Here is a 13,301-nt window from a genome sequence, read left to right on the forward strand (position 1 = left end):
ACGACAAGGTGACCGACTCGTGATGAGTTGGCGCGCGGGCATGTGCCATCCAATCTCCTGGGCCTTCTGGCGAATGGAGACGTGCCCATGCAGCGCAGGAGCTTCCTTCGACTCACCGCGATGAGCAGCGGACTCCTGGTCCAGGGGCCGGGTTTCTGGCGTTCCGTCTATGCCGCTCCCGCCCGGCCGGGGCCTGGCCCCTACGGTGCCATCTCCGGTGCTCCGGATGCTCAGGGGCTGAGGCTGCCCGCGGGTTTCAGCTCACGCATCATCGCTCGCACCGGACAGCGCGTCCCCGGCACCCACTACACGTGGCACGCCGCTCCGGACGGCGGCACCTGTTTCCCCACCGACGATGGCGGCTGGGTCTACACCTCCAACTGTGAGTTGCCGCTGATTGGAGGCGCCTCATCGATTCGCTTCGATGGAGGCGGCAACGTGACGAGCGCCTACCGCATCCTCGAGGGCACCCAGCTCAACTGCGCCGGAGGGCCCACGCCCTGGGGCACCTGGTTGTCCTGTGAGGAGTGGGACGGGGGCCATGTCTGGGAATGCAATCCCCAGGAACCCTCACAGGGGCAGCGGCGTAGTGCCCTGGGCACCTTCGCCCACGAAGCCGTCGCCGTGGACCCGGTGGGCATGCGCCTGTACCTGACGGAGGATCGGCCGGAGGGGCGGTTCTACCGCTTCACTCCCGCCCAGTGGCCCTCGCTGTCCTCGGGCACCTTGGAGGCCGCGAAGCTGAACGGCAGCGCGCTGGATGGCACCGCCACCTTCAGCTGGGTGAGGGTCTCCGCCTCGCTTCCCGCGTCTCTGCAGCTCGCCCGTTTCCTGACCACCGCGTTCGATGGCGGCGAGGGTTGCTGGTACGACTGCGGAACCATCTACTTCACGACCAAGGGCGACAATCGCGTCTGGGCCCACACCCCGGCCACCGGTACGGTGGAGCTCCTCTACGACGACGACCTCTACCCGGAGTCGCCGCTGCGCGGCGTGGACAACATCACCGTGTCCCGCTCGGGTGACCTCTACGTGGCTGAGGATGGTGACGACCTCCAGCTGTGCGTCTTCACCCCGGGCCCTGAGCGCTCCGTCGCGCCATTCCTCCAGGTGGTGGGGCACGCGGGCTCCGAACTCACCGGCCCCGCCTTCAGTCCGGATGGCCAGCGGCTGTACTTCAGCTCGCAGCGCGGGACGGATGGCAACGGCGTCACCTTCGAGGTGCGTGGCCCGTTCCGCTGAAGCAAGGGCGCGTCTCGCGCGGCGTTGTTCGTCGCGTGGGGCCGTGTCACGGCGGTGGGCCCGAAGCCATTGAGAGCAAGCTCTCGGCTCCGGGCCCTGCGTCAGTGGAGACGCCGATGCCACTCGTACGACGTCAGGCCGTGGCGGAGCGCACCGCCGCGAGCAGTTCGCCGGAGTCGACGAGCTGGCTCACCGCCTCGATGTCCCGGTGCAGCTCGCGGTCCTTGTCCATGTGGGGGACCTTCGAGCGCACCAGCTCATACGCCGCGAGGGCGCCCTTGCCGGGCTTCAGCGGCAGGCGGAAGTCCAGGGCCTGCGCCGCCACCAGGATTTCAATCGCGAGGCACGAACGGGCGAAGTCGCTGACCTGACGGCCCTTGAGCGCCGCCGTCATGCCCATGGACACGTGGTCCTCGCGGCCCGCGGATGACGGAATCGAATCCACCGACGCGGGGTGGCTGAGCACGCGGGACTCGGCCACGAGTGCGGCGCTGGTCACCTGCGCGATCATGAAGCCGGAGTTCAACCCGGAGTTCTTCGCCAGGAACGCCGGCAGGTTGGACAGCGACGGGTTCACGAGCTGCTCCACGCGTCGCTCGCTGATGGACGACAGCTGCGTCAGTGCCATGGCCACCACGTCCATGGCCAGGGAGATGGGCTGGCCGTGGAAGTTGCCTCCCGACACGATGCGCTCCGTGTCCGCGAAAACGAGCGGGTTGTCCGTGGCGCTGTTGACCTCCACCTCCAGGATGCGCCGGGAGAATGCGATGCCCTCGCGCGCCGCGCCGTGCACCTGCGGCATGCAGCGCAGGGAGTAGGGGTCCTGCACCTTGCTGCAGTTGACGTGCGACTCCACCAGCTCGCTGTCCACCAGGATGCGCCGCAGGTGCGCCGCGACGTCCTTCTGGCCCGGGTGCGCGCGCACGTCGTGAATCTCAGGGATGAAGGGCTTGTGGCTTCCCAGCAGGCCCTCCAGCGTCATGGCGCCCGCGACGTCGGCGATGTCCGCCAGGGACTCCGCGCGAAGCTGGAGCAGGGTGCCCACTGCGCACATGGCCTGCGTGCCGTTCACCAGGGCGAGGCCCTCCTTGGCCTCCAACACCACCGGTTGCAGGCCGGCGCGCTCCAGCGCCTGCTTCGCGGGCATCCGCTGGCCCTGGTGGAAGGCTTCACCTTCGCCGATGAAGACGAGCGCCAGGTGCGCCAGCGGGGCCAGGTCTCCGGAGGCGCCCACGCTGCCCCGCTCGGGGACCACGGGCACGACGTCCCGGTTCAGCATGTCCAGCGCCAGGGCCAGCGTCTCCATGCGGATGCCGGAGTAGCCCTTGGCGAGCACGTTGCAGCGGAGCAGCAGGAGCGCCCGCGCCTCCGGAAGGGGGAGGGGCGTGCCGACGCCACAAGCGTGGGAAAGGATGAGATTGCGCTGGAGGTCGCGCAGGTCCTTCTTGTCGATGCGGACTTCGGCCAACGTGCCAAAGCCGGTGTTGATGCCGTAGGCGGGCGTGTCTCCGGCGGCGACGCGGTCCACCAGGGCGCGCGAGGCCCGCACGCGGGTGGCGGCGTCGGGCGACAGCTCCACAGTGGCCTCGTTGCGAGCCACCTGGAGGATTTCCTCGAGCTTCAGGGTGTCACCGTCGATGAGTATACGGGGGCGCGACATTCGGGGCTCCAAGGGGTGCGGCGAAAGGGCGGGCACCCTAGCGTAAACGGGTGCGGTGGTGCTGGCCGGCGCTTTACACCCGCTAGCCGGGCTCGTATAGCTCCCGCCCGTCTGAAGAGGGAGGTTGCAGGCGCCATGGCACTCATCGTCCAGAAGTATGGCGGTACCTCCGTGGGTGACGTGGCCCGCATCAAGAACGTGGCCCTGCGCTGTCTGGCCGCCCAGGAGGCGGGGCATGACGTGGTCGTCGTCGTGTCCGCCATGTCCGGCGAGACGAACCGGCTGCTGAAACTGGTGGCGCAACTCACCGACCGGCCGGACGAGCGCGAGCAGGACGTGGTCGTGGCTACCGGTGAACAGGTCTCCATCGGCCTGCTGGCCATGGCCATCCATGCCCAGCAGGGGAAGGCGACCAGCTTCCTCGGCCACCAGGTGCGCATCGTCACCGACAGCACCTTCTCCAAAGCGCGCATCAAGAGCATCGACGCGCAGCCCATCCGCGCCGCGCTGGCCCGGGGCCACATCGTCGTGGTGGCGGGCTTCCAGGGTGTGGATGAGTCCGGCAGCGTCACCACGCTGGGCCGTGGCGGCTCCGACACCACCGCCGTGGCCGTGGCCGCCGCGCTGAACGCGCACGCCTGTGAAATCTACACGGACGTGGACGGCGTCTACACCACCGACCCCAACATGGTTCCGTCCGCGCGCAAGCTGGACCGCATCACCTACGAGGAGATGCTGGAACTGGCCAGCGTGGGCGCCAAGGTGTTGCAGATCCGCTCGGTCGAGTTCGCCATGAAGTACAAGGTGCCGCTGTGGGTGAAGTCGTCCTTCACCGATGACCCCGGCACCCTCGTGTGTGAGGAGGACAGTTCCATGGAGGATGTGCTGGTCCGTGGCGTCGCGTATGACCGCAACGAGGCGAAGATCACGGTGTGTGGTGTGCCGGACGTCGCGGGCGCCGCGGCGAAGATCTTCGGTCCGCTCGATGAGAAGCACATCGTGGTGGACCTCATCGTGCAGAACCCGTCCAAGAATGGCCGCACGGACCTGACCTTCACCGTGGGCAAGGCGGACTTCCTCACCGCGCAGGAAGTGGTGCGGAAGGTCGCCGAGGAGATTGGCGCGTCCGGTATCGAGACTGACGGGGACATCGCGAAGGTGTCCATCGTGGGCGTGGGCATGCGCAATCACTCGGGCGTGGCGGCGCGGATGTTCCAGGCGCTGTCCGCCGAGGGCATCAACATCCAGATGATCTCCACATCGGAGATCAAGGTGTCGTGCGTGGTCCACGCCAAATACACGGAGCTGGCCGTGCGCGCGCTGCACACCGCCTTCGGGTTGGATCAGCCCATGCCTCCGGAAGGGGTCTCCGCCGTCTCGGAGACGGCGGCCCTGATGGGCGAGAAGGTCTGAGCACATGGCGAGCCGCACCGCCGCGCTCGCCGCCGTCGCGCTGGGGGTGCTGGGCGTGGGCGTCGTCGCACGCCTGCGCTGGCCGGATGCGGCGCCCGCGTTGGACTGCGCCGCTGAGTCAGTGCGGATCCGTCCGGATGGTGTGGCCCTCTGTGGTGACGGCGCCGTGCCGACCGGGGCTCAGGCGCTGGCCCTGGGGCGTCCGTTGGATTTGAACTCGGCGACCGAGGAGGAGCTTGCCCTGCTCCCGGGCGTCGGGCGTTCTCTGGCGCGGAGCCTCGTGGAGGCACGCGAGGAGCAGGGCGGCTTCAAGAGTTGGGATGACGTGGATGCCGTCCGTGGCGTGGGTGCTGCCAAGTTGCAGACCCTCCGGGCGGCCACGGCGCTTGGAGCGCCTCCCGACGCCGGGCCCGTGTGGTAAGCACGTCGAGTGCAGATCTCGTGCCCTCAGTGCTCGATGCAGTACGTCCTCGACTCCCGCTTGCTGCCGCCGGGGGGCGCCTCCGTCCAGTGCACGCGCTGTGGTCACGTGTTCATGGCCGCGCCACATGGTGCGCCGCCGCCCTCGCGATCGACTCCGGCGGTGACGGGTGGGGCGGGGCCCGCGCGCTCGAGCATGAAGTCCACGCAGCTCTTCGCGGGAACTCCGCCTGGAGCCACGGCGGGTTCGTCCGTGACGACGACGACGCAGGTGTTCGGCGCGGGAGCCGCGGAGCGTTCGGCGCAAGCGCCTTCGTCGGGGGCGCCGATGGGTACGACGCAGTCGTACGGTGCGGTGGCGTCGAAGGGGCAGGGTGCCGGCAACGCGACGCAGACATTCGGGGCGGTGCCTCCCACGGCGAGCAACGCCACTCAGACCTTCGGGGCAGCGCCCCCAGTAGCCCCCGTGGGCGTGACGCAGGCTCCTGGCGCAGTTCCTGTGGCGAGCAACGCGACGCAGACGTTCGGAGCGGTGCCTGCCGTTGCACCCGTTGGAGCCACGCAGACGTTTGGGGTCGCTCAGGCGACTGGACGGAGAGCTGACAACGCGACGCAGGCGTTCGGGACGATGCCTTTCAGGGGACCGGCGGCTGATGCCGGCACCTCGTCGCAGGGCGGAACTCCCGGGGTCGGGACACAGGCGTTCGGCGCGGTTCCTCCAGTGGCACCTGTAGTTCCCCCTGTAGGAAGGACGCAGACCTACGGCGCGGTTCCCGGACAGCAACATGGGTCGCCAGGGAGTGCCGGACAGGGCTCCGTGGCACCAGGCAACGCGACCCAGACCTTTGGTGCGTACGCACCTCCGCAGGCTGGCGCCTTCATGACGCCAGACCCGGGTTCCGTGCCCACGCCTCCTCCCGTGAACCCGAGTCACGTCGGCGGGGCGCGGGTTGCATCCCAGGGCTCCGCCTCGACGGACGGCGTCCCCGTTGGATTCTCCGCGCCACCCGCGAGCGATTCCGTGGCCCCACTAGGGCGCAGCCAGACGTTCAGCGCCGTTCAGCCGTCTGCCTCCGAGGCACCGGTGGGGTCGAAGCGTGTCTTCGGTTCCGTGCCGCCCGTTCCCGCGCCCGCGAGCCTGTCCGGAGACGGCGCCACGGACGCACCCTTCTCGGGCGTCCGAGCGACGAGCCCCTTCGGCCTGTCACCGCTGTCCGGCGCCGACAGTGGCATCCAGCTCCCGCCAGAATCGGACCCCACTGCGACGCCGGGCGCCGGGGCAGGGGGGCTGAGTTCCCTCGATGACTCCAGTGCCTCGGACCTGGGCCCTGTGGCCGGAGCCGCATCGCGCCGGGCCCCACTGGAGCTCCCTCCGGACCTGATTGCGTCGACCCGTCTGTCGATGGTCGGAGCGCGGACGTCCGAGAACGGCAGCTCCCAGCGAATCCGTCCCCGGGTGGTGCTGGCCATCCTGGTTGGACTCATCGTGGTGGCCTCGCTGGGCTACGTCGCGCTGAAGAATCGCGGGGTGGAGATCCCCGCCAATGTGGTGGATTCGACGGACCGTGCGTCGGTGCTGCTCCGTCGGGATGACGCCACCTCTCGTAAGCAGGCCATCGAGCGGCTGCGAAGCATCGCCATCGAGAATCCCGACTACGTCGACGTCCAAGCCGAGCTGGCGGTAGCGCTCACGCTGAACCTGTCCGACGTCCAGGCCGATGCCGAGCGTCTGCGTCTCCGGGGCGATGCCATCGCCCGGGGCCTGGAGGCCGCGGCGAAGATGCGCGTCCTCGCCGACCAGGTGGCTCGCCGCACCTCCCTCCAGCAGGAGCAGGAGGCCACCGCTCGCGACATGGCGTCCCTGCGTGTCACCACCGCCACGCTTCGCAAGGAACTGGACGTGCAGTTGGCCCAGCTGAACAAGGCGCCGGAGTCCGAGCCGCCCAGCGCCGCGGCGGCACGGCTCAAGGCACGCGCCCTCCATGCCTCCGTCCTGGCGGCGCCGGACTCCCTGGCCCTGGCCGAGCGTCTGCGCAACGTGGAGAGCGCGCCGTACCCGTGGAGCACGCTGGCTCGGGCCGAGTACGCGCTGGTCGCCGGGTCGCCGCCGGAGTCGCTCCAGGCGGTGGCCAAGGACTTGGAGGCGCTGCGCCAGGCCGACAGCACGCTCCTGCGCGCCTACCTGCTCGGTGCCCGCGTGGCGCTGAAGCTGAAGGACACAGCCGCCGCCCGTTCACTCCTGGACGACGCCGTGGCGTTGAACCCGAACCACCAGGCGGCGGCTCGACTGATCGCGCAGATTGACGCGGACGCCGCCTCGCCCTGAAGCGACGACCGCTTCCTCGGTCTCGAGGGCTGGAGAAAGTCCAGTCCTTCACCCGGTGCCGAGCCCTCCGTGGTGCCACTGCGTGTGATTTCAAGCGCGTGGACGAGGCACGCCTCTTGCTGAACCCGGACCCGTTTCGAGGAATGGGTGCTGGGAGGCAGGGGTGATGGCGGAGGTCTTCTTCTGGTGTGCCGTGCTGCTGCTCGCACACACTTACTTTCTCTACCCCTTGAGTCTTTTCTTGCTCGAAGGGGCCGCGCAAGTGCTCAAGAACGCCCGCGATGTACGGCGCGCGGAAACAGTCAATCACGGCTCCGGTGGGCAGCGGGCGTTGCCCTCGGTGAGTCTGGTGGTGGCGGCCTACAACGAGGTTTCGTGCATCCAGCAGAAGCTGGAGAACAGTCTCGCGCTGGCGTACCCGGCGGAGCGGTTCGAGGTGCTCATCGGTTCGGATGGTTCGTCGGACGGGACGGATGACATCGTCCGCGGTTGCTCCGACGCGCGCGTGCGGCTGTCGCCGGCGCCTCGGGCGGGCAAGACGACGGTGCTCAACCGCTGCATCCCCATGGCGCAGGGGGACATCGTCGTTCTTTCCGACGCCAACACGATGATCGAACCCGAGGCCATCGAGCGGCTGGTGCGCCACTTCGAGGATCCGGAGGTGGGGGCCGTCTGCGGCAAGCTGCGGCTCTACAACCCCACGAAGCAGGACTACGAGGAGAGCGCGTACTGGAGCTACGAGTCGCTCATCAAGATGTACGAGGGGCGGCGCGGCGCGGTGGTGGGGGCCAACGGTGGCCTCTATGCCATCCGGCGCTCGCTGTTCACCCAGCTGCCGCCGTCCACCATCGTGGACGACTTCGTGATTCCGCTGCGCATCCTGGATCAGGGCTACAAGGTCGTCTACGAAGAGCACGCCGTGGCGCACGAGGAGACCACGGAAGATTACGGCAAGGAGTTCGGCCGCCGGGCGCGCATCGCCGCGGGCAACTTCCAGAGCATCCGCATGGTGCCCGGGCTGTTGCTGCCGACCGCGGGCTTCCCGGCCTTCGCCTTCTGGTCGCACAAGCTGCTGCGCTGGTTCGCTCCCGCGTGGATGGGGTTGGCGCTGGTGGCGAACCTGTTCCTGCTGGACCGGCTCTTCTACCAGTTCACCCTGTTCAGCCAGGTGCTGTTCTACGCACTCGCGTACCTGGGGAAGACGGGGGTGCTGAAGCGGGGCACGGCGAAGAAGGCCGCGTCGGTGGCGTACTACTTCGTGACCATGAACCTGGCCATCGTCGTGGGGTTCTGGCGCTTCCTGCGCAACTCGCAGCGCGCCGCGTGGGACCGGACGGCGCGCGCGTAGTCGGAATCCAGGAGCCCGTTACCGCAGTGCCACGGGGACGGGCTTCTGGGCCTTGGGGCTCTTGGGCAGCACGCTGCCGTAGCCCCCGAAGAGCTGCCCGGTGAGGACGGGCTCGCGGTTGGGGCCTGGGTGCCGGAGCATGTCGTTGAGCACCTCGCCCGTCTTCGGATCCCTCCGAAGGTGCGGGCGTTCCAGGTTCATGCGGTAGCGCACGACGCCTCGGCGCACTCGGTGGATGACGGTGACCGTCCCGCTGGCGCTCACGTTCTCCACGATGCCCACGTGGGTGAGGCCGTCATTGCGGCGCCCGTCGCGGTTCTGGTCATACGTCTCGTTGAAGAAGACGAGGTCGCCCGGGGTCGGCCGCTCTTCCGCGTACACGCGGCCTCGCGAGCGGGCGAAGCGGTACATGGCGGTGACGCCGTTGTCGCCGGGCTGCACCGTCCCCCGGAAGGTGACGCCGGCCTGGGCGTAGACGCCTTCGATGAGGCCCGTGCAGTCGGACGGGTACTTCCGGCCGTTGAGTGCAACCTGCGTCTTGCCCACCAGCGAGCGCGCCGTGGTCACCACCTTGGCGCGGGCATCACCGGCCACGGGGGTGGGGCGCGTGGCCCGGGCCGGCGTCGCGCGGGACTTGCCACCCGGCGCCTTGGCCGGGCGGGCGGCCACCGTGCCGGGACGCTCCGCGGGCGCCTTGGGGGCCGCGGTGGCCACCTGCTTGGAAAGGGACTCGCGCGGGAATGCGGGCGGGGAGGCGGAGCGGTAGCGAAGACTGTAGGAGTCCAGCCATGGCTCCAGCGGCGCGCCCGTGGTGGCGCAGCCGGTCGCCAGCGTGGCGAGGATTCCCATCAGCGTGACTGTCCTCATGGTGCGACCTCCCTGTAGCGTCCTGGGGGCACATGGTCCGCCCGGGAAGCTGTGTCGTCAAAAAACCTACCCAGGCAACCGTCCGTCCACGCTCGGGTTTCCGGGTGGGCGCGGGTGCGGTATTGCTCCAGGGACATGGCCTCCTTTCGCCGAGCCCTCGCCGTCCTGTTGCTGGCCACTGGCTGCATCCCCTCGCCGTATGACCGCGCGGCGAAGAAGGACACCATCGACGGCTATCGCGCCTTCCTTCGCGAGTACCCCACGCACGCGGACACCGACGCGGCCGAGGCGCGGCTGGAGGAGCTGGAGTTCGAGGAAGCGAAGCGCCTGCACACGGTGATTGCCTACAAGCGCTTCCTGGAGGCGTACCCCGACGCGGCCCAGGCGCGCACGGCGAAGACGCTGTTGGAGGGCCTGCGCTTCAACGGGGCGAAGGAGACGGACACCGTCGCCGGCTGGCGCCAGTTCCTGCAGGAGCACCCGGAGGGCGTCCAGCGCGACGAGGCGAAGCGCCTGCTGTCGGAGGCGGAAGCGCGCGAGCTGGCCACCACGGAGGATCCGCGCAAGCTGGCGGAGTACCTGCGCGCGTCGCCGGATGATCCCCGCCGCCAGGACGTGGAGGCCCGCCTGGATGCCCAGGCCTTCGCGCAGGCCAAGGCCTCCGGCGCGACGAAGCTCTTCGCGTACCTCAAGGAGCACCCGGCCGGCGCGCACCGCGAGGAGGCGCGCGTCCTGCTGCTGCTGCTGGAGGTGGAAGGCCTGCTCGTCTCCGGCCTGGTGGACGAGGCCGAGGCCCGGGTGAAGGCCCATCCCCTGGGCCCGAAGCTCACGGCCTTCCCGGAGCGGCTCGCCTCCGCCCGCGCCGAGCGCGCCGCCCTGGCCCGGCCGGAGCCCCTGGCCCAGGCCGCCCACGTGGGGCACTACCTGCGCGGAGTGGAGGACCTGAACCGCGCGCTGGTCGCGCCCGACGCGCTGGACCGCTGGCAGGCCGCGGAGGAGCTGGGGCAGCACGTGTCGGTGCGCGTGTTGGATCCGTTGTTGGAGAGCCTTCGCGCGGCGCGCAACCCGCTGATCCGTCAGCACGCCCTGGAGTCCCTGCGCACGGTGCTGGCGGCGCTGCCCAAGCCGGTGGCGGAGTACGAGGTGTCCTCGCGCCTGGACGCCCTTCGCGAGCGCGCCACCAGCGCGGAGATGTACCTCACGGTGGCGGTGCTGTTGGACCTGTCCGGCCAGCTGGCCCAGGCGTCCACGGAGTACCAACGCGCCGCCGAGTCGGGCGTGCCAGATCCGGTCATCCTGCGGCGCTGGGTGCAGATTCGCGAGGAGCGGCGCCAGCACTTCTCCGCGGCGGTGGCGGCGCGGCAGCTGGCGCTGTGGTCGCTGGAGGTGGCGCAGGAGGAGCCGGTGACGCCCGAGGGCCGTGTTCCCCTGGCGTCGGCGCGGCAGCTCTGCGCGGCGGCCGTCAACGCGAACTTCGCCGTGGCGGCCATTGCCCGCGCCCGGTCCGAGAGCACCGAGTTCCCCGAGGACCTGGCGGAGTTCGAGCGCAAGGCAGCGGACGCGAAGCGGCTGGCGGACGCGCGGCTGGCCGACGCGGAGCTGCTGCTGCGTGAGCAGTCGCCCGGCGTGAAGACGTGCGCGGACCGCGGCGTGCGGGACCGCCTGGAGAACGCCGTGAAGGAGCGCACCGCCGCGCTGGACTCGGTGGCGACGAAGCTGCCGCAGGTGGGGCGGCTGCTGCTGGAGGTGGCCCGGCAGCGGGATCCGTCGCCCCAGGTCCGCGCGGCCGCGTCCGCCCGGCTGACCGCGCTCAAACCGGTTCCCTGATCCGGGTGTCCCGGGGCGCCGGGCCGGTTAGAGTCTGCGCCCCCATGTCCTCCCGCACCGATACGCTCCAGGCTCCGGCCACGACGCCCTCGCTGCGGATCGACTATGCCGCGCTCCTCAACGAGGAGCAGCTGCGGGCGGTGGAGGCAGGAGAGGGGCCCGTGCTGGTGATTGCTGGCGCGGGCTCCGGCAAGACGCGCACGCTGACCTTCCGGGTGGCGCGAATGCTGGAGCGAGGCGTGCCCCCCGAGGGCATCCTCCTGCTCACGTTCACCAACAAGGCGGCCCGGGAGATGACGCGCCGGGTGGAGGAGCTGGCCGGCGCCTTCGTGGACGTGCGGCGCATCCTGGGTGGCACCTTCCACCATGCCGCGCACGTGCTGCTGCGCCAGTACGCGGGCGTGCTGGGCTTCTCCACGAACTTCACCGTGCTGGACCGCGAGGACTCGCGGGACTTGATGGTGACGTGCATCGCCGAGCGCCGCCTCAAGAGCGACAAGCGCTTCCCCCGGCCGGACCTGGTGTTGGACCTGGTGTCCCTGGCGGCCAACCTCCAGCAGCCCGTGTCACACGTGCTGATGGACCGCCGGCCGCAGATGTTGCCGCTGGCGCCCGAGGTGCTCGCCGCCGCCGCGCGTTTCCAGCAGCGCAAGGCGCAGATGCACCTGATGGACTTCGATGACCTGCTGGTGCACCTCAAGCGCCTGCTGACGCACCATCCGGACGTGAAGGCGCAGCTCACCGAGCGCTTCCGCTGCGTGCTCGTGGACGAGTACCAGGACACCAACCGGCTCCAGGGCGACCTGGTGGATCTGCTCGCCGGGGAGCGCAAGGACCTCACGGTGGTGGGGGACGACTGCCAGTCCATCTACAGCTTCCGGGGGGCGGACTTCACCAACATCATCGGCTTCCCTGAACGCTACCCGGGCTGCTCCGTCCACGCGCTGACGCGAAACTACCGCTCCACGCCGGAAATCCTACGGCTGGCCAACACCTCCATCGCCCTCAACACGAACCAGTTCCCCAAGGTGCTGACGGCGGCCCGGTCCCCGGGCGTCAAGCCGCTCATCGTCCCCGCCCGGGATGCCGGGGAGCAGGCCGCCGACGTGGCCCAGCGCATCGGTGAGCTCCGTGACCAGGGCCTGTCCCTGGAGGCCATGGCGGTGCTGTACCGGGCCCACAATCACTCGCTGGAGCTCCAACTGGAGCTGACCCGGCGCGGCATTCCTTTCCGGGTGCGCTCCGGCGTCCGCTTCTTCGAGCAGTCCCACATCAAGGACGTGCTGGCCCACCTCCGGCTGGTGAACAACCCCGGGGATGAGCTGGCCTTCAAGCGTGTCATCCGGCGCGTCCCAGGCGTGGGACCGGCGACCGCCGAGCACCTCTGGACCGCCCTGCGCGCATTGCCGGAGGGGACACCGCTGGCGGAAGCGCTGGCCCATGCGGACGTCCGTGCGCACCTGCCACGCAAGGCGCAGAAGGGATTCCAAGCCTTCGGTGACCTGATGGGGCGGCTGACCCTGCCGGAGGCGTCCCCCTCACCGGGACGGCTCATTGAGGACGTCCTCGCCGGGGGCTACGCGGACTTCCTCCGAGCGGAGTTCTCCGAGGAGGAGCACCGGGAGGACGACGTCCGCCAACTGGCGGAGTTCGCAGGCCGCTTCGAGGACGTGGCGCGCTTCCTGTCGGAGATCGCCCTGGTGTCGGAGTTCGCGGCGGGAGAGGCCCTGAGGGAAGAGGGGCCGGAGGCGTGCCTGACGCTGTCCACCGTCCATCAGGCCAAGGGGCTGGAGTGGCGGGCCGTCTTCGTCCTGTGGCTGGCGGACGGGCGGTTTCCGCTGTCACTGGCCACGCGCCTGCCTGAGGAGGAGGAAGAGGAGCGGCGGCTGTTCTACGTGGCCCTGACCCGGGCGCGGGACACCCTGGTGCTGGTGTACCCCCAGTCGGTGCTGCCCCGGGACGGGGAGCGGATCCTCCTGCGGCCGTCCCGCTTCCTCCAGGAACTGCCCGGCGGGGAGGACGCACCGTTCGACCGGTGCATCCTGTCCACCCTGGAGGCGGAGCCCGAGGCGGCCGTGGGGCAGGACGGGCCCCCTCCGGGTGGATCGGACCCGGTGGACTGACACCGTCGCCCAGAAACGCGCACTCCTGTGCGCGACGTGATAGACAGTGGAATCAGGGGCGGCGTCTTCCGGCAC

General features: G+C 69.8%; 10 protein-coding genes. 7 read left to right on the forward strand and 3 right to left on the reverse strand.

Annotated features, from left to right (window positions below; all coding sequences use genetic code 11):
* Window positions 1–87 precede the first annotated feature (87 nt).
* Complete coding sequence (locus OZ403_RS17875; RefSeq protein WP_268784673.1) at window positions 88–1,242, forward strand: alkaline phosphatase PhoX; 1,155 nt, start codon at window positions 88–90, stop codon at window positions 1,240–1,242.
* Between the two features lie 133 nt (window positions 1,243–1,375).
* Here the strand turns inward: OZ403_RS17875 and hutH are convergent, their stop codons facing one another.
* Window positions 1,376–2,902, reverse strand: coding sequence for a histidine ammonia-lyase (gene hutH, locus OZ403_RS17880; RefSeq protein WP_140791431.1), 1,527 nt, complete (start codon window positions 2,900–2,902; stop codon window positions 1,376–1,378).
* 135 nt (window positions 2,903–3,037) lie between these two features.
* Between hutH and OZ403_RS17885 the strand changes: the two genes are divergently transcribed.
* Together OZ403_RS17885 and OZ403_RS17890 are read left to right on the forward strand one after the other, a co-directional pair.
* Window positions 3,038–4,315: an aspartate kinase gene (locus OZ403_RS17885; protein WP_140791433.1), complete on the forward strand. Its 1,278-nt coding sequence runs from the start codon at window positions 3,038–3,040 to the stop codon at window positions 4,313–4,315.
* Window positions 4,316–4,319: 4 nt separating this feature from the next.
* On the forward strand, window positions 4,320–4,736 hold the full coding sequence (locus OZ403_RS17890; protein WP_140791435.1) for a ComEA family DNA-binding protein: 417 nt from the start codon (window positions 4,320–4,322) through the stop codon (window positions 4,734–4,736).
* Between the two features lie 104 nt (window positions 4,737–4,840).
* On the opposite strand, the gene OZ403_RS17895 is transcribed toward OZ403_RS17890, so the two are convergent.
* Window positions 4,841–5,167, reverse strand: a complete 327-nt coding sequence (locus tag OZ403_RS17895) for a hypothetical protein (protein WP_237078360.1) — start codon at window positions 5,165–5,167, stop codon at window positions 4,841–4,843.
* A gap of 652 nt (window positions 5,168–5,819) precedes the next feature.
* Between OZ403_RS17895 and OZ403_RS17900 the strand changes: the two genes are divergently transcribed.
* Together OZ403_RS17900 and OZ403_RS17905 are read left to right on the forward strand one after the other, a co-directional pair.
* Complete coding sequence (locus OZ403_RS17900) at window positions 5,820–7,061, forward strand: tetratricopeptide repeat protein (protein ID WP_268784674.1); 1,242 nt, start codon at window positions 5,820–5,822, stop codon at window positions 7,059–7,061.
* A 166-nt stretch (window positions 7,062–7,227) separates the two neighbouring features.
* Entirely contained in the window at window positions 7,228–8,409 is a 1,182-nt protein-coding gene (locus OZ403_RS17905; protein WP_268784675.1) for a glycosyltransferase family 2 protein, read from the forward strand.
* 18 nt (window positions 8,410–8,427) lie between these two features.
* Here the strand turns inward: OZ403_RS17905 and OZ403_RS17910 are convergent, their stop codons facing one another.
* Window positions 8,428–9,276 (reverse strand): CHAP domain-containing protein, encoded by an 849-nt coding sequence (locus tag OZ403_RS17910; RefSeq protein ID WP_140791439.1) that lies wholly within the window; start codon window positions 9,274–9,276, stop codon window positions 8,428–8,430.
* Window positions 9,277–9,327: 51 nt separating this feature from the next.
* Between OZ403_RS17910 and OZ403_RS17915 the strand changes: the two genes are divergently transcribed.
* Together OZ403_RS17915 and OZ403_RS17920 are read left to right on the forward strand one after the other, a co-directional pair.
* Window positions 9,328–11,103, forward strand: coding sequence for a HEAT repeat domain-containing protein (locus OZ403_RS17915; RefSeq protein WP_442929792.1), 1,776 nt, complete (start codon window positions 9,328–9,330; stop codon window positions 11,101–11,103).
* Between the two features lie 44 nt (window positions 11,104–11,147).
* Window positions 11,148–13,226: an ATP-dependent helicase gene (locus OZ403_RS17920; protein WP_268784677.1), complete on the forward strand. Its 2,079-nt coding sequence runs from the start codon at window positions 11,148–11,150 to the stop codon at window positions 13,224–13,226.
* The last annotated feature ends 75 nt before the right edge of the window (window positions 13,227–13,301 follow it).

The organism is Myxococcus sp. NMCA1 (assembly GCF_026810205.1).
Taxonomy (GTDB): domain Bacteria; phylum Myxococcota; class Myxococcia; order Myxococcales; family Myxococcaceae; genus Myxococcus; species Myxococcus xanthus_A.